Origin of the sequence: Lysinibacillus sp. FJAT-14222 (assembly GCF_001278875.1) — a bacterium.
GTDB classification, from domain to species: Bacteria; Bacillota; Bacilli; order Bacillales_A; family Planococcaceae; genus Lysinibacillus; species Lysinibacillus agricola.
This window is the reverse complement of the sequence record NZ_LIYL01000064.1, coordinates 58,213-75,843: the sequence shown is the minus strand read 5'-3', so window position 1 is coordinate 75,843 and position 17,631 is coordinate 58,213. Positions and strand designations below refer to the sequence as shown.

The 17,631-nt window shown below is 40.1% G+C and carries 16 protein-coding genes and 1 riboswitch; of the genes, 15 read left to right on the top strand and 1 reads right to left on the bottom strand.

Features of this window, described 5'->3' with window-relative positions:
* Positions 1–580 precede the first annotated feature (580 nt).
* The 14 genes from AN161_RS26030 to purD all read left to right on the top strand — a co-directional run bounded on the left by AN161_RS26030 (position 581) and on the right by purD (position 14,901).
* On the top strand, positions 581–859 hold the full coding sequence (locus AN161_RS26030) for a hypothetical protein (protein WP_053597214.1): 279 nt from the start codon (positions 581–583) through the stop codon (positions 857–859).
* Between the two features lie 202 nt (positions 860–1,061).
* Positions 1,062–1,256: an NETI motif-containing protein gene (locus AN161_RS26025; RefSeq protein WP_053597213.1), complete on the top strand. Its 195-nt coding sequence runs from the start codon at positions 1,062–1,064 to the stop codon at positions 1,254–1,256.
* A gap of 93 nt (positions 1,257–1,349) precedes the next feature.
* Positions 1,350–1,448, top strand: a riboswitch (purine riboswitch).
* A gap of 211 nt (positions 1,449–1,659) precedes the next feature.
* Positions 1,660–2,148 (top strand): 5-(carboxyamino)imidazole ribonucleotide mutase, encoded by a 489-nt coding sequence (gene purE, locus AN161_RS26020; protein ID WP_053597212.1) that lies wholly within the window; start codon positions 1,660–1,662, stop codon positions 2,146–2,148.
* Positions 2,145–3,269 (top strand): 5-(carboxyamino)imidazole ribonucleotide synthase, encoded by a 1,125-nt coding sequence (purK, locus tag AN161_RS26015; protein ID WP_053597211.1) that lies wholly within the window; start codon positions 2,145–2,147, stop codon positions 3,267–3,269. The genes purE and purK overlap by 4 nt, the downstream gene beginning before the upstream one ends.
* A 13-nt stretch (positions 3,270–3,282) precedes the next feature.
* Positions 3,283–4,578 carry an adenylosuccinate lyase gene (gene purB / locus AN161_RS26010; RefSeq protein WP_053597210.1) on the top strand — a complete coding sequence of 432 codons (1,296 nt, stop codon included), beginning with the start codon at positions 3,283–3,285 and terminating at the stop codon, positions 4,576–4,578.
* A gap of 98 nt (positions 4,579–4,676) precedes the next feature.
* Positions 4,677–5,387, top strand: coding sequence for a phosphoribosylaminoimidazolesuccinocarboxamide synthase (gene purC / locus AN161_RS26005; protein ID WP_053597209.1), 711 nt, complete (start codon positions 4,677–4,679; stop codon positions 5,385–5,387).
* A 2-nt stretch (positions 5,388–5,389) separates the two neighbouring features.
* A complete protein-coding gene (purS, locus tag AN161_RS26000; RefSeq protein WP_053482994.1) occupies positions 5,390–5,638 on the top strand; it encodes a phosphoribosylformylglycinamidine synthase subunit PurS in 249 nt (82 codons plus the stop codon).
* 2 nt (positions 5,639–5,640) lie between these two features.
* Positions 5,641–6,324, top strand: coding sequence for a phosphoribosylformylglycinamidine synthase subunit PurQ (gene purQ, locus AN161_RS25995; protein ID WP_053597208.1), 684 nt, complete (start codon positions 5,641–5,643; stop codon positions 6,322–6,324).
* On the top strand, positions 6,311–8,545 hold the full coding sequence (purL, locus tag AN161_RS25990) for a phosphoribosylformylglycinamidine synthase subunit PurL (RefSeq protein ID WP_053597207.1): 2,235 nt from the start codon (positions 6,311–6,313) through the stop codon (positions 8,543–8,545). Before purQ ends, purL begins: the two co-directional genes overlap by 14 nt.
* Complete coding sequence (purF, locus tag AN161_RS25985; RefSeq protein WP_053597206.1) at positions 8,521–9,945, top strand: amidophosphoribosyltransferase; 1,425 nt, start codon at positions 8,521–8,523, stop codon at positions 9,943–9,945. Before purL ends, purF begins: the two co-directional genes overlap by 25 nt.
* Before the next feature lie 67 nt (positions 9,946–10,012).
* Positions 10,013–11,068, top strand: a complete 1,056-nt coding sequence (purM, locus tag AN161_RS25980) for a phosphoribosylformylglycinamidine cyclo-ligase (protein WP_053597205.1) — start codon at positions 10,013–10,015, stop codon at positions 11,066–11,068.
* Positions 11,068–11,637 (top strand): phosphoribosylglycinamide formyltransferase, encoded by a 570-nt coding sequence (purN, locus tag AN161_RS25975; RefSeq protein WP_053597204.1) that lies wholly within the window; start codon positions 11,068–11,070, stop codon positions 11,635–11,637. Before purM ends, purN begins: the two co-directional genes overlap by 1 nt.
* 411 nt (positions 11,638–12,048) lie before the next feature.
* A complete protein-coding gene (purH, locus tag AN161_RS25970) occupies positions 12,049–13,575 on the top strand; it encodes a bifunctional phosphoribosylaminoimidazolecarboxamide formyltransferase/IMP cyclohydrolase (protein ID WP_053597203.1) in 1,527 nt (508 codons plus the stop codon).
* 69 nt (positions 13,576–13,644) lie between these two features.
* Positions 13,645–14,901: a phosphoribosylamine--glycine ligase gene (gene purD / locus AN161_RS25965; protein ID WP_053597202.1), complete on the top strand. Its 1,257-nt coding sequence runs from the start codon at positions 13,645–13,647 to the stop codon at positions 14,899–14,901.
* 332 nt (positions 14,902–15,233) lie between these two features.
* Here purD and AN161_RS25960 read toward each other — a convergent pair whose 3' ends face one another.
* Positions 15,234–15,671 carry a YgaP-like transmembrane domain gene (locus AN161_RS25960; RefSeq protein WP_053597201.1) on the bottom strand — a complete coding sequence of 146 codons (438 nt, stop codon included), beginning with the start codon at positions 15,669–15,671 and terminating at the stop codon, positions 15,234–15,236.
* 198 nt (positions 15,672–15,869) lie between these two features.
* Here AN161_RS25960 and AN161_RS25955 point away from each other — a divergent pair, with 198 nt between their 5' ends.
* Positions 15,870–17,591, top strand: coding sequence for an adenine deaminase C-terminal domain-containing protein (locus AN161_RS25955; protein ID WP_053597200.1), 1,722 nt, complete (start codon positions 15,870–15,872; stop codon positions 17,589–17,591).
* The last annotated feature ends 40 nt before the right edge of the window (positions 17,592–17,631 follow it).

Below are 17,631 nucleotides of genomic sequence, written 5' to 3'. Positions count from 1 at the left end.
CGAACACGGAAGTTAAGCTCTTTAGCGTCGATGGTAGTTGGGGGCTTCCCCCTGTGAGAGTAGAACGTCGCTAGGCACTTTAAAAAAGTCGAGGATTCATTCCTCGGCTTTTTTTGTTTTATAACATAATAATAAAATGATATAATTATTTAAATGTTAAAATTTACATAAAAAAATAGATTCAATAATATTTGTTGAGGTATCCAGACAATTTAAGCTGTATGTAAAAGGACAGACGCTCTTGCGAAACGCTGGCATAACAGTCTGTCAAAGGAATATATCGGAAAGTTACACTCATTATGACCGTAGAAACAAAAGCGATGGATAGAATCAACGAACAAACGAATAGAACATAATAAAGAGATGTTCTTACAACTTGCTGGGACACCTGAAAAATAGAAATAGGGAGAGGCAGCCGTCAGAACGTTTCCGGAAAGCTTCACACTGTGCCTTACCTCAACATTGGATATAGAACCATAAACAATTGCTTAAAGAATGAAGTCGAACGAATATTATTTGCCATGTCAAGGTTGATTAGGTCTATAACACATATCGTGGTTTGATAATGGAGGAATCTAAAATGAGACGTAACATTTTTTCTGTAATATCTATCTTGAGCTTAATGATCACATTTTTTATGTTCGGCTATGACTCAACAAAATGGTATGGTAGTTTTTTTAATTTCCTCTACGATTTAAGTATATTTACGCCACTTGTATTAGGGGGACTAGGGATAATTAGCGCATTTTTGGGCATTAAAGGCGATATTCGAATGGTTCTAATTGTACTCAATGCTTTTTTATTGTTCCTTTTCCTAGGTGCATATTTAATTGGAATCTACGGATTTCAAAATCCTTAATAAGAACTGTAGCGTTTATTTTTCTGCAGTTCTTTTAATTTGTTTTCGATTAGTAACAATAAAGACGCGCCCAGTCGGAACGGAAATCAACCTCACGCTATGGTGAAAAACATTTTATTAATAAATCATAGATACTAAAGGTATAATGAAACTCATATGAGGAAAAATTTTTGGGATATAAGATCGAAAGGAAGAAAGAGATTTGGGGAAAAAACAAATTTGGTATGAGGTAGAAGAAAACGAGTCGATTGAAGATTGTTTGGCAAGAATGCATCGAGATGGTTATATGGCAGTGGGAAGGAAAGAAGAACCAATTTTTCACTTAGTCGATGGAGAGCCAACGTATTTACGTCAAAAAATTCAATTTAAAGCGATGCACTGTCAAGATTCCGAGTAGATTTGACTAAAATCCGAACGTTTATAAATAGCTAAAATAAAATGTTCGCATTTTTACATTGACGATAGTGAAATCACTTGTTAAAATATGAGAAGGAAAAACAAATAAATCCCACATATATGCTAGAGGATTGGCTCTAGTGTCTCTACCCGGCACCGTAAATGCTGGACTATGCGGGAAAGCACTTTTGGCATGTTACGAGAAGGTTGTGTACAGAAATGTACCTTTGCATATTCTTTTCATAATAAGTCCTCAAGTAAGCTGCTTTCACGTGTATGGTAGAGAGTAGTTTATTTGGGGATTTTCTTTGTACAAAAAGTAAAGAATTGCAGTAGCTATTTGAAGAATAGAGGCTTGCACAATATTTGATCATTTTTCTATCGTTTAAAAGGAGCGACAATTCATGAATCCGAAAATCGGTGTCATTATGGGTAGTTCAAGTGACTGGGAAACAATGAAACATGCATGTGATATTTTAGATGAATTACAAGTACCGTACGAGAAAAAGGTTGTGTCTGCACATCGTACTCCTGATTTAATGTTTGAGTATGCAGAGTCAGCACGTGAGCGAGGTATTCAAGTAATTATTGCGGGTGCAGGTGGTGCTGCGCATTTACCTGGAATGGTAGCGGCTAAAACAACGTTACCAGTGATCGGTGTACCTGTGCAATCTCGTGCACTTAACGGTCTTGACTCTCTATTATCAATCGTTCAAATGCCTGGCGGTGTACCTGTAGCAACTGTAGCGATTGGCAAAGCAGGAGCGACTAATGCAGGATTGCTAGCAGCGCAAATTTTGTCGACAACAGACGCAGAGCTTGCTAATAAACTAGATGCTAGACGTGAAGCCACAAAGCAACAAGTATTGGAAAGCACAGGTGACTTAGTGTGACAAAGATTATTTATCCAGGGCAAACGATAGGCATTATCGGAGGAGGGCAGCTTGGTCGTATGATGGCCCTTGCTGCTAAAGAAGTAGGCCTTAAAATTGCCGTCCTTGAACCATCGATGGACTCACCATGTGGACAGGTTGCTGACATACGCATTGTAGCACCCTATGATGATGAGGCAGCTTTAGAAGAACTTGCCGAGGTAAGTGACGTTATAACGTATGAGTTTGAAAATATCGATTACGATGGCTTAAAACGTTTAACACAAATGGCTTACGTTCCGCAGGGGGCAGAGCTAGTACGCATTACACAAAACCGTGTGACTGAGAAGGAAGCGATTGTGAACGCTGGTTGTCCAGTAGCACCTTATATTGTTGCGAATACATATGAGGAATTAGTAGCCAATATCGATATGATTGGTTATCCTTGTATAGTCAAAACTGCAAGAGGTGGTTACGATGGCAAAGGGCAGCAGCTTTTAAAATCTGCAGAAGACCTATCGTTAGCAAAAGGGCTTTTCTCTCATTCGCAATGTATTGCTGAAGGATTTGTGCCTTTTGTGAAAGAAGTATCTGTCATTGTCCAAAGAAACGGTAATGGTGAATCATATTGTCAGCCAGTTGGAGAAAACATTCATGTTCATCATATTTTACATGAAACGATTGTGCCGGCCCGTATAAAAGAGGAAACAGCACAGGCTGCAGAACGAGAAGCCTTGAAGATTGCTGATTACTTAAATTTAGTAGGAACACTAGCTGTAGAAATGTTTGTATTAGAAGATGGTGGAATTGTTATTAATGAATTAGCACCAAGACCTCATAATTCAGGTCACTATTCAATAGAAGCATGTAATGTTTCACAGTTCCATCAGCATATTCGCGCTGTTTGTGGATGGCCACTACGTAAGCCACAACTTTGGGCACCATCTATTATGGTAAATGTTTTAGGGCAGCATGTCATGCCACTTAGTAACTCAATTGCTAAATATCCTGAATGGTCTATACATCTTTATGGGAAAGCTGAAGCTAAAGTGAACCGTAAGATGGGCCACGTAACGATTATGACAAAAAACTTAGAAGAAACACTACAACAAATCGAGAGTTCTGGCATTTGGTCAGAATAGAAGGAGAAACGCAATGATCGAACGTTACACAAGACCCGAAATGGGCGCAATTTGGACAGAACAAAATAAATATCAAGCTTGGCTAGAAGTTGAAATTTTAGCATGTGAGGCTTGGGCAGAAATTGGAGACATTCCAAAAGAGGATGTAGCTAAAATTCGTGAAAATGCTTCATTTGATGTGAATCGTATTTTAGAGATTGAGCAAGAAACACGTCATGATGTTGTAGCATTCACTCGTGCTGTGTCTGAAACACTTGGCGAAGAGCGAAAATGGGTGCACTATGGTTTAACTTCTACAGACGTAGTTGATACAGCCCTTTCTTATATAATTAAACAAGCGAATGATATTTTACGCAAAGACATCGTGAATTTCATTGATATTATTGCAGCAAAAGCAAAAGAGCATAAGCATACGGTTATGATGGGACGTACACATGGTGTTCATGCTGAGCCAACAACTTTCGGCTTAAAATTAGGCTTATGGTATGAAGAAATGAAGCGTAACCTAGAACGCTTTGATGCCGCAGCAAAAGTAATTGAAACAGGAAAAATGTCTGGAGCAGTTGGAACATATGCCAATATCGATCCTAAAGTTGAGCAATATGTATGCGATAAATTAGGACTTACAGCATCACCTATTTCAACACAAACATTACAACGTGATCGTCATGCGCAGTATTTAGGGGCGTTGGCATTAATTGCAACATCAATTGAGAAATTTGCAACAGAGATTCGTGGCTTGCAAAAATCTGAAACGCGTGAAGTTGAGGAAGCCTTTGCAAAAGGACAAAAAGGCTCATCAGCAATGCCTCATAAACGTAATCCAATCGGATCTGAAAACATGGTTGGTATGTCACGTTTAATGCGTGGCTATATGGTAACAGCTTATGAAAACGTAGCATTATGGCATGAGCGTGATATTTCACATTCATCTGCAGAGCGTGTTATTTTACCGGATGCAACGATTACACTTAACTATATGTTAAATCGCTTCGGTAACATTGTGAAAAACTTAACAGTATTCCCTGAAAACATGAAACGTAATATGGGTCGCACTTTTGGTCTAATTTACTCTCAACGTATCCTATTAGCACTTATCGATAAAGGGTTAGTGCGTGAGGAAGCGTATGATACCGTACAACCATTAGCGATGCAGGCGTGGGACGAGCAAGTTCAGTTCCGTACGTTAGTCGATGGAAGTGAAAAAATTACATCGTATTTAACGAAGGAAGAGCTAGATGAGTGCTTTGATTACAACTACCATTTACAGCATGTAGACATGATTTTTGAGCGTCTTGGACTTAACTAAGTAGAGTCACTAGCGGATGTTACAGAATTGAATCGTATACGCACGATTCAATTCTGAACAATACGCGCGTATCTCATAATACCAGGGGGAAAAACGAAATGACTAAAGGTCAACTTTTGTACGAAGGTAAAGCAAAAAAATTGTATACAACAGAGGAGCAAAACGTGCTACTCGTTGAGTACAAGGATAGTGCAACAGCATTTAATGGTGAGAAAAAAGAAGAAATTGAAGGTAAAGGCGTATTAAATAATCGCATTACTTCATTAATTTTCGAAAAATTACAAGCTAACGGAATTGCGTCACATTTCGTAAAACAATTGTCTGATACGCAACAGCTTGTAAAAAAGGTAGATATTATTCCAATTGAGGTCGTAGTTCGTAATATAGCGGCAGGCAGCTTAGCGAAACGTCTTGGCCTTGAGGAAGGTACACCATTAAAACGCCCAATCGTTGAGTTTTATTATAAAGACGATGAGCTTGGCGATCCGTTCATTACAACGGAGCATATTGACGTACTTGATCTTGCAACACCTGAAGAAGTGACTGCCATTTATGATGGTGCACTTACAATTAACAAAGTTCTGCAGCCATTATTTGCAGATGTCAATGTTACGCTAATTGACTTTAAATTAGAGTACGGACGTGACAATGATGGAAATGTACTACTGGCAGATGAAATATCACCAGATACATGTAGACTTTGGGATGCAACTACAAATCAAAAGTTAGACAAAGATGTCTTTCGTAGAGATCTTGGTAATTTAACTGAAGTTTATACTATTATACTTTCTAGACTCGGAGGCAAATAACAATGAAAAAAGTTAAAATTTACGTAACATTACGCGAGAGCATTCTTGATCCACAAGGTTCAGCTGTACAAGGTTCTTTAGTGAAAATGGGTTACGCTGAAGTAGAAGATTTACGTATCGGTAAATATCTTGAACTAACAATTAAAGATACAGAACGTGATATTGATACTCTAGTAAAAGAAATGTGTGAAAAGGTTTTAACTAACGTTGTAATCGAAGACTACCGTTACGAAGTCGAGGAGGCAAACTAATCATGAAATTCGCAGTACTCGTATTCCCTGGGTCAAACTGTGATATCGATATGTATCATGCGATTAAAGACGAGCTAGGTGAAGAAGTAGAATATGTATGGCATACAGCAACAGATTTAAGTGGCTTTGATGGCATTTTAGTACCGGGAGGCTTCTCATACGGGGATTATCTTCGTTGTGGTGCAATGGCAAACCAATCTAATATTATGGCAGAGGTCAAGAAAGCAGCAGATGCTGGTAAGCCGGTATTAGGCGTATGTAATGGATTCCAAATCTTAACTGAAGCAGGTTTATTACCAGGTGCATTACTTCGCAATAAAAATTTGAAATTCATGTGCCGTACAATCCAGCTAAAAGTTGAAAACAACAATACATTATTCACAAACCAATATGAGCAGGGTCAAATGATCAATATTCCAATCGCACATGGTGAAGGTAACTATTACTGTGATGAGGAAACTTTACAACAATTAAAAGACAACAATCAAATCGTGTTCACATACTCAGGCGAAAATCCAAACGGTTCTTTAGAAGATATCGCGGGGATTGTAAACGAGCGCGGCAATGTACTAGGTATGATGCCTCACCCAGAGCGAGCTGTTGATGCACTGGTGGGCGGAGCAGACGGTCTAGCAGTATTTAAATCAATTGTGAAGCAGTGGAGGGAAAATCATGTCAACAACTAAGTTTGAGCCAACAGCACAGCAAATTAAAGATCAAAAGCTATACGCTGGTATGGGGATGTCAGACGAAGAATTTGCAATGGTAGAAGGTATTTTAGGACGTCTACCAAACTGGACAGAGACAGGTCTTTTCTCAGTAATGTGGTCTGAGCATTGCTCATACAAAAATTCAAAACCAGTGTTACGTAAATTCCCTACAAAGGGTCCTCAAGTTTTACAAGGTCCAGGTGAAGGCGCAGGTATCGTAGATATTGGTGATGAACAAGCAGTTGTATTTAAAATGGAATCACACAACCATCCTTCAGCAATCGAGCCTTATCAAGGTGCTGCAACAGGTGTTGGTGGTATTATCCGTGACGTTTTCTCAATGGGTGCACGTCCAATTGCGATGCTGAACTCACTACGCTTTGGCGAATTAAAATCAGCGCGTGGTAAATATTTATTTGAAGAAGTAGTTGCTGGTATCGCAGGTTACGGTAACTGTATCGGAATTCCAACTGTAGGCGGAGAGATTCAATTTGATCCTTGCTATGAAGGTAATCCACTTGTTAATGCAATGTGTGTAGGTTTAATTGACCACAAAGATATTCAACGCGGGATCGCAGCTGGCGTAGGAAATACAGTCATGTATGTTGGCGCAAAAACAGGTCGTGACGGTATCCACGGTGCAACATTTGCATCCGAGGAGTTAACAGAGGAATCTGAAAACCAACGTCCAGCAGTACAAGTAGGAGACCCATTCATGGAGAAACTTTTACTTGAAGCATGTTTAGAAGTTGTAAAATCTGACGCTCTAGTAGGTATTCAAGATATGGGTGCTGCTGGTCTTACTTCTTCATCAGCAGAAATGGCTTCTAAGGCTGGCTCTGGTGTAGAAATGAACTTAGACTTAGTACCACAACGTGAGACAGGCATGACAGCATATGAAATGATGCTATCTGAATCTCAGGAGCGTATGCTACTTGTTGTGAAAAAAGGTCGCGAAGAAGAAATTAAAGCGATTTTCGATAAATATGATTTAGATGCTGTGGCAATTGGTCGAGTGACAGATGATAAAATGCTTCGCTTATTACACAATGGTGAAGTTGTAGCTGAAGTACTTGCTGATGCACTTGCAGAAGATGCACCAGTTTATCATAAGCCATCTGCAGAGCCTACTTACTATGCTGAGTTCCAGGCGATAGAAAACACGGAACCAGCCGTAACAGATTACAAAGAAACATTAAACGCACTTTTAAAAGCACCAACAATTGCTTCTAAAGAGTGGGTATACGATCAATATGATTATCAAGTACGTACATCAACAGTCGTTGCACCAGGTTCTGATGCAGCAGTTATCCGCGTTCGCGGTACGAACAAAGGGTTAGCAATGACTACAGACTGTAACTCTCGTTATATTTACCTAGATCCAGAGGTAGGCGGTGCCATTGCTGTAGCAGAAGCGGCTCGTAATATCGTAGCAACTGGTGGTACACCATTAGCGATTACTGACTGCTTAAACTTTGGTAATCCTGAGAAACCAGAAATCTTCTGGCAAATTGAAAAATCAGCTGATGGTATTTCAGCAGCTTGTACAGCACTGAATTCGCCAGTAATCGGCGGTAACGTGTCTCTTTATAACGAGCGTTCTGGAGAAGCAGTTTACCCAACACCAACAATCGGTATGGTTGGACTAATTGAAGATTTGGCACATGTGACAACTCAAGATGTAAAAGCTGCTGGTGATGTAGTGTTTGTGATCGGCGATACAAAAACTGAATTTGGTGGTTCTGAGCTTCAAAAATTATTAAATAATGGGGTTATTTCAGGTAAAGCACCAGCTATTGACCTACAGATTGAAGCTGCACGTCAACAAGCATTGCTCAAAGCGATTAAAGCCGGAATCGTACAATCTGCACATGATGTGGCAGAGGGTGGTCTTGCAGTAGCGCTTGCTGAAACAACATTTGGCGCAAATGGCTTAGGTGTTGATGTTACATTAACTGGCTCTGCTACAACAGCATTATTCAGTGAAACACAATCTCGTTTCGTTGTAACAGTGAAAGAAGAAAATGCAGCTGCATTTGTAGAAATTGTAAAAGATGCACAGAAAATCGGTGTCGTAACTAACGATGCGCTTGTTAAAATCAACGGTGATAACGGTGTGCTTGTAGATGGTACAGTGGAGGAATTCCGTTCTAATTGGAAAGGAGCAATCCCATGCTTGCTGAACTCAGAGGCTTAAACGAAGAATGTGGGGTGTTTGGTATTTGGGGCAACCCAAATCCAGCACACCTTAGTTATTACGGGCTTCATGCTCTTCAACACCGTGGCCAAGAAGGTGCTGGAATCGTCGTTTCTGACGGTCAGCATCTTCGCGCGGTGAAAGGCGAAGGACTAGTTAATGATGTTTTCAACGAAGATAAGTTAAAGGCAGTTAACGGAAAAGCAGCAATTGCTCATGTTCGTTATACGACTGCTGGTGGAGGCGGTATTGAAAATGTACAGCCGTTATTATTCCACTCCTCAACTGGAAGCCTTTCAATTGCTCATAACGGTAACTTAGTCAATGCTACGCACCTAAAGCAGTATTTAGAGCGACAAGGAAGTATCTTCCATTCAAGCTCCGATACAGAAGTGCTAGCACATCTTATTAAGAAAAGCTCGCATTCACCATTCCGTGCAAAGGTGAAAAATGCCCTCTCATTATTAAAGGGTGCGTATTCGTTCTTAATTATGACTAAAGATGAAATGCTTGTTGCACGTGATCCACATGGTTTACGTCCATTATCTCTTGGAAAGCTAGGAGATGGCTGGGTTGTAGCCTCTGAAACTTGCGCATTCGATTTAATAGGTGCAGAATTCGTTCGATCTGTTGAACCTGGTGAGTTATTAATTATCAACGACGAAGGTGTAAAATCTGATCGTTTTGCAGAAATGGATAAACGTGCAATGTGCGCGATGGAGTACGTGTATTTAGCACGTCCTGATTCTGATATTGATGGTATTAACGTCCATATGGCACGTAAACGTATGGGAAAACAGCTTGCTCGTGAATGTGCACATATTGAAGCTGATGTTGTAACAGGTGTGCCTGACTCAAGTATTTCTGCAGCAATTGGCTTTGCAGAGGAAAGCGGTATTCCTTATGAGCTAGGTCTTATTAAAAATCGTTATGTAGGTCGTACATTTATCCAACCGACACAGGAATTACGTGAACGCGGTGTGAAAATGAAGCTTTCTCCAGTTGTTCAAGTCGTAAAAGGTAAACGCGTAGTGATGGTGGACGATTCAATCGTTCGTGGTACAACTTCAAGACGTATTGTAAAAATGTTAAAAGATGCAGGTGCGGCAGAAGTACATGTTGTGATTTCTTCGCCACCAATGACGGATCCTTGCTATTATGGCATCGATACTTCAACACATGAAGAATTGATTGCATCTAGCCAAAGTGTAGATGAAATTCGTGAAACTATAGGAGCCGATTCACTAACATTCCTTTCCGTTGAGGGCATGGTGGAGACGATTGCAAGACCATATGAAGATGAAAACCGTGGATTATGCCTAGCATGCTTTACAAGCAAATATCCAACAGAAATTTTTCCGGATACAATCTTACCACATGAAAAAGAACTATTACGTTAAGAAAAACATCTAAATACGTCTAGCAATGATGACAGATCTAGATTTGGATGATAAGGAGGAACTCTGCGTGTCAAAAGCATATGAACAAGCAGGTGTAAATATTGAAGCAGGCTACGAAGCCGTAAAACGAATGAAGTCTCACGTTGAACGTACAAACCGTCTAGGTGTGATGGGAACGTTCGGTGGCTTTGGTGGTATGTTTGACTTGTCAGAACTAAATCTTAAGGAACCTGTTCTTATTTCAGGTACAGATGGTGTTGGGACAAAGCTAAAACTAGCATTTATGGTGGACAAGCACGACACGATTGGTGTGGACTGTGTAGCAATGTGTGTCAATGATATCGTAGCGCAAGGTGCTGAACCACTGTACTTTTTAGATTATGTAGCTCTTGGAAAAGCTGAGCCAGCGAAAATTGAACAAATTGTAAAGGGCGTTGCGGATGGCTGTGTGCAATCTGGTGCGGCATTAATCGGTGGTGAAACTGCAGAGATGCCAGGTCTTTACGATGAAGATGAGTATGATTTAGCTGGTTTTGCAGTAGGAGCTTGTGAAAAATCAGCAATCGTGACAGGTGAAAAAATTGTAGAAGGTGACGTACTTGTTGGTATTGCTTCAAGCGGTGTGCATTCAAACGGTTACTCATTAGTACGAAAAATTGTCTTTGCTGATAATAATTACGCAGTTGATTCGATTGTGGAAGGCTACGAGGATCTTGGTCCTATCGGGGAAGCCTTGTTAGTGCCAACAAAATTATATGCGAAACCTGTGCTTGCGGCTTTAAAAGCAGCGGACGTTCATGGCTGTGCACATGTAACTGGCGGTGGCTTTTATGAAAACCTACCACGTATGATGCCCGAAGGTTTAGCAACTGAAATTGATTTAGGTTCTTGGCCTGTCTTACGTATTTTTGAATTTTTAAAAGAAAAAGGACAGCTAGAGGATAAGGATTTATATAATGTCTTTAATATGGGTATTGGCTTCGTTTTAGCTGTACCTGCAAATGAAGTAGAGAATGTGCTTGCTACAGTGGAAGAAAATGGTGAAAAAGCATACACAATTGGTCGCGTTGTGAAAGGCGAGGGTGTTGTATTTAATGGCTCACATGATGGGAGTTTAGTGTAATGACTGCACCAACTAAAATTGCCGTTTTTGCTTCAGGGAGCGGTAGTAACTTTCAGGCCATTCAAGAGGCTATTGAACGTGGCGAACTAAATGTAAAAGTCGAGCTTGTTGTTACAGACAAGCCTGGCGCATTTGTAGTCACACGAGCTGAAAACTTTAGTATTCCAGTGCTAGCTTTAAGTCCGAAAGAGTTTGCAACAAAAGCAGATTACGAGACAGCTATTATCGAGGCTCTACGTAAATATGACGTTGAATGGATTGTGCTTGCGGGTTATATGCGCTTAATTAGTGAAGTATTACTGACGGCCTTTCCGCAACGCATCGTGAATATCCATCCTTCACTATTACCAGCTTTCCCTGGTAAAGATGCCATTGGTCAAGCGATGGAACATGGAGTCAAGATAACAGGTGTGACTGTACATTTTGTAGACGAAGGTATGGACACAGGCCCTATTATTGCTCAAGCGGCAGTGTCAGTTGTTGATGGTGACCGTGAGGCAACAGAAACGGCCATTCATAAAGAAGAGCATGTACTCTATACAAAAGCTTTACAGCAGTTATTAAAGTAATTCAGTGGTGAGGAGTTAGGTCTTCTGGAACAATACAGCCTAACTCTACTCTATCAATAGCAAGACATATTCGTGGCAAACACGATAAAAATTGGTTCATCACCAAAAGTTGTGGGTAACTTTTGTTAAAACGTCTACTATGTAAATAAGTTGATTGGAGTGGAGGCTGGGCGACTCCTTGGGGATTAGCGATAGAGGAACGAAGGCTAAAACCATCACATCCTGTGATAACGCCTTCGTGACCAACATCGTGTTGGCCCGAGACCCTGCAGCGAAGCGAAGCGGCTCATCGGACGCCCCCAGGAAGCTCTGCTCTGCGCGAAAGCGAAGCGTCAGCTACAAAGCGCCCAGTCGGAACGGAAATCAACCACACGTTTTGGTGATGATCGTAAAAATTAGGAGGATATTGTTGTGACAAAACGTGCATTAATCAGTGTTTCCAATAAAGATGGTATTTTAGAATTTGCAAAAGAACTAGTAGCATTAGGTTATGAAATTTTATCAACTGGTGGTACGAAAAAAATGTTACAAGACAATAATGTTGCTGTAACAGCAGTCGATGAAGTAACTAAATTCCCTGAAATTTTAGATGGCCGTGTAAAAACTTTAAACCCTATGATTCACGGTGGACTATTAGGAAAGTTTGACGATACTTCTCATCAAGCACAAATGAATGAGCATGGAATTGAGCCAATTGAGATTGTTTGTGTCAATCTTTACCCGTTCGTTGAAACAATTTCAAAGCCTAATGTAACATGGGATGATGCGATCGAAAATATTGATATCGGTGGTCCAACAATGTTACGTTCTGCAGCAAAAAACCATCAATATGTAACAGTAATTGTGGATAGCAATGACTATACGAACGTATTAGAGGAACTGAAAGCAAATGGTGTAACGACAATTGAAACACGTCGCAAGTTAGCTGCAAAAGTTTTCCGTCACACAGCCGCTTATGATTCATATATCTCAAACTACTTAACAGAAGAAGAGTTCCCAGAGAGCTTAACAATGACATATGAATTAAAACAAAACTTACGCTATGGTGAAAATCCTCATCAAAAAGCAGCGTTCTATCAAAAACGTCTAGGCTCAGATTTTTCATTAGCTTATGCTACGCAATTACATGGTAAAGAATTATCATACAACAATATTCAAGATGGGAATGCAGCATTACAAATTGTCAAAGAGTTTGAAATGCCTGCAGCAGTAGCTGTAAAGCACATGAATCCTTGTGGTGTTGGAACGGGTGCAACATTAGAAGAAGCGTTTGATAAAGCATATGAGGCAGATTCAACGTCTATTTTCGGCGGCATTATTGCTTTAAATATGGAAGTAGATGCAGCAACTGCTGAAAAATTAAGCCATATCTTTTTAGAAATTATTATTGCACCAGCTTTCTCTCAAGAAGCACTTGATATTTTAACGAAAAAGAAAAATATTCGCTTACTAATAATTCCTTTCGAGCAAGCAATACAAGACAAATTCAATGTTGTATCAGTTGAAGGTGGCCTTCTTGTGCAAGAACCAGATCGCTACGGCTTTGCCGATGCAGATATTAAAGTTGTCACGGACCGCGAACCGACAACACAAGAATGGGAAGCGTTACAGCTTGGCTGGGCAGTTGTGAAGCACGTTAAATCTAATGCTATCGTCGTTACAGATTCTCAAATGACACTTGGTGTTGGTGCTGGTCAAATGAACCGTGTCGGAGCAGCTAAAATCGCATTTGAACAAGCAGGCGAAAAGGCAAAAGGCGCAGCATTAGCATCAGATGCATTCTTCCCAATGAGCGATACAGTGGAAGCAGCTGCGGCAGCTGGTATTACAGCAATTATTCAACCAGGCGGCTCTATAAAAGATCAGGATTCAATCGATAAAGCTAATGAATACGGCATCGCAATGGTATTCACTGGCGTACGTCATTTCAAACACTAAAATATCCAAAAACTAGACCGAGATGTTGGCTCATCTCGGTCTTATGCACAAAGAGGAGGATTCCCTAAAATGAAAGTATTAGTCATTGGAAGCGGCGGTCGTGAGCATGCTATCGCCAAACAATTTAGTATTTCACCATCTGTCAATAAAGTATTTGTAGCACCTGGTAATGATGGCATGCGAGGAGATGCAGAAGTTGTGGCGATTGATGCAATGGATTTTGCAGGCTTGGCACAATTCGCTAAAGAAAATGAGGTAGATTTAACCTTTGTTGGGCCTGAGCAACTACTTGCTGAAGGAATCGTGGATTTCTTTACGGCTCGTGGCTTACGAATATTTGGTCCAACAAAGGAAGCAGCACAAATCGAAAGCAGTAAATCATACGCTAAGGATATTATGAATAAGTATCATATCCCAACAGCAGCCCATGAAACATTTACTGAAGCAGATAAGGCTATTGCCTATATTAAAGAGCAAGGTGCTCCAATCGTTATCAAGGCAGATGGTTTAGCAGCTGGTAAAGGTGTAGTTGTAGCAATGACTGAAGAAGAAGCCGTTGAAGCTGTAAAGGATATGATCGGTAACCAACGTTATGGTGAATCATCTTCTCGAGTGGTCATTGAAGAATTCCTGGATGGAGAAGAATTCTCCTTCATGTCGTTTGTCCATAAAGGTCAGATTTATCCAATGGTCATTGCTCAAGACCATAAACGTGCTTATGATGGCGATAAAGGACCGAACACAGGTGGTATGGGAGCCTATTCCCCAGTGCCTCAAATTTCTCAAGAAGTAGTAGATGTTACTTATAAGACGATTGTTGAACCAACTGTGAAAGGTATGGAGACAGATGGTGTATCGTTTACAGGGATACTATATGCAGGATTGATTTTAACGAAAAATGGTCCGAAAGTGATTGAGTTTAATGCACGCTTTGGTGATCCAGAAACACAAGTAGTTTTACCACGTATGGCATCTGACTTTGGTGCATTTATGACAGCATTAATGGAAGAAACGCCATTTGATTTGCAATGGTCTGATGAAGCAATGCTAGGCGTAGTAATTGCCGCTGAAGGCTATCCAGGGGACGTTGAAAAAGGACATGCATTACCTAACTTAGAGGCACTATCAGCTTCACACGCGGTATTCCATGCGGGTACAAAGTTTGTAGATGAGAACTTTGTTGGTAATGGTGGCCGAATATTATTGGTTGGCGCAAAGGCAGCTACTTTAAAAGAAGCACAAGAAAAAGTATACGCAGGTATTGCAACTGAAGAATGGAACAATTTCTTCTACCGCAAAGATATCGGCTGGCGTACGTTTAAGTAGTGACTGATTAAATGAGCCGAACGTAAATCAACCCTCGTTGTAGTAATCTGCCATACAAGTGTTTCTAATAAATTTTGGTCCATCATCGTAATTTAGAGATGACATTTTGTTAAAATGTATGCTTTGCAAATAGTTGATTGGAGTGGAGGCTGGGCGACTCCTCGGGGAATAGCGTTTCAGATGAGACCCTGCAGCGAAGCGAAGCGGCTCATCGAACGCCCCCAGGAAAGCGCCCAGCCGGAACGGAAATCAACCCCTCGCTATGGTGATGGTCACTATGATTAAAAAGGGTGAGAGCCGTCTCAATAATACAATTGAGACGGCTCCTTTGACTAAGAAGGATTTTGTGCTTGATTTGCAGAATTTTTACTGTCTGAGGAATTTTGATTTGAAGTGCTGGAGTCAGATTGCTTTGAAGCAGTTGCATTTGATCCTGACATAGTTCCAGAAATAGCAGAGGAGAAATCCTTCATGAGTTTATCGATTTGTTCAGATGACATAGAATTTTGGCCACTGAGCATACTTTGCATAGAAGTGTTATTGTTGTTGCTGTTCATAGCACTCTGCATATTAGAGCTCAGTAAAGCTTTAGTTGGGCAATACTTAAAGATACCCTCAGCCATTTTCATGGCACCAAATGCAATCATCAATCGACCTCTCATACAATTAGGATTTCTTGAGACCCTAGCGATACCAAATGCCGTTAAACTTGTACCCATGGCAAAGCGACAGAAGGCATTTTGTTCGCTTAAATTAGTTTCTTGCATCATAATTTCCTCCTTTAGTCATTGTGGAAAAAATAAAGCGGGGTGCACTTTGCTTTATGAAAGTGCTGTGTTACGATTGAAACAAGATGATTGCATAAAGCACTATTTTTATGAAAATAAGCGTTTATGCAGTACTAGTATGTGATTATAAGTTAGATTTACACAATGAAATTTTACGCAATTTAGGAAGGGGCGAATAGAATGGATCCAGTATGGAGAATTACAGAATTACGCCAACAATTGGCTGTAGTTGATGGCAAAAATGCACCGGATATTGTATTAAAAAATGCACGTTATTTACATAGCATGCTCAAACAGTGGGTAGTAGGAAACATTTGGATTTTAGGAGAACGTATTGTCTATGCTGGTGATAGAATGCCTCCGTTATTAGAAGGGACAGAAGTGGTAGATTGTACGAATAAAACAATTGTCCCAGGATATATTGAGCCACATGTTCATCCGTTCCAATTATACCATCCACAATCTTTTGCTGATTTTTGTGGACAGCTAGGAACTACAACTTTTATTTCTGATAATTTAAGCTTCGTTTTATCTTTAGAAAATAAGAAAGCGTTTTCAATATTAGATAATTTGAAAAAGCTACCGTTTTCCTTTTACTGGTGGACACGTTTTGATTCGCAAACTGAAATGGAACAGGAGGAAGAAATTTTTTCTAATACGTCCATTTTAGAATGGTTAGAACGAGATGATGTTTTACTTGGAGGAGAATTAACGGGCTGGCCAAGGTTGTTACATGGAGATGACCAAATGCTCTATCGTATGCAAATGGCTAAGGGCTACGGGAAAAAAATAGAGGGGCACTTCCCTGGCGCATCAGAACGAACTTTAGCGCGTATGAAGCTACTTGGTGCAGATGGTGATCATGAAGCTATGACAGTGGAAGAAGTGGAACGACGCATTATGCAAGGATACGCGGTAACGCTGCGTCATTCTTCAATACGTCCAGATTTACCAAATCTATTAAAGGGAATAGTCGAAAAAGAGCTACCTATTTTTGACCATTTAATGATGACAACAGATGGCTCGCCACCATCTTTTCATGAGGATGGTGTGATGGATAAATGTATTCAAGTAGCCTTAGATGCAGGTGTAGCACCAATAGATGCTTATCAAATGGCTTCCTACAATGTGGCACGTTATTATAATATGTCCAGCTTACATGGTTTTATCGCAACTGGCCGATTTGCCTCACTTAATATTTTACAAGATGAATGGCACCCAGTTCCTGAGAGTGTATTATCAAAAGGAGTTTGGTTAAAACGCGATGGAGAGCGAGTACAAAGGCTTGCTGAAATTGACTATTCAGCGTTACCGGCATTTGATTTAGATTTTTCATTAACTTCTCATGACTTTCAGTTCTCGATGCCGTTTGGAATTGAGCTAGTAAATGATGTTATTACGAAACCATATAACTCATTAATTACTAGAGAAGGGCAACTTGCAGATCATGATGAATGCTATTTAATGCTCATCAATAGAGATGGCAAATGGCATGTTAACACGATGATTAAAGGTTTTGCTACTAGTGTTCAAGGTTTTGCCTCCTCTTATTCGAATACAGGCGATATCTTGCTGATCGGAAAAAATAAAGATGATATGATTACAGCTTTTGAAGAAATGAAGGCAATGCGTGGTGGGATTGTACTTGTTGAAAAGGGTGAAGTAATTGCAACTGTACCATTAACTATTGGTGGTCTTTTATATGATGGGGATGTTAAGGAGCTATCAGAAAAAGAGAAGTTCTTAAAACAAGCATTAGCGGAACGTGGTTACCACTTAGGAGATGCAATTTATTCTTTATTATTCTTACAATCTACACATTTACCATATATCCGTATCACACCAAAAGGGATTTTTGATGTTATGAAGAATAAGTTATTATTACCAGCAGTGATGCGCTAGTTGAAGTTTCCCTATGGTATAGCCAGAATTACAGTTAAAT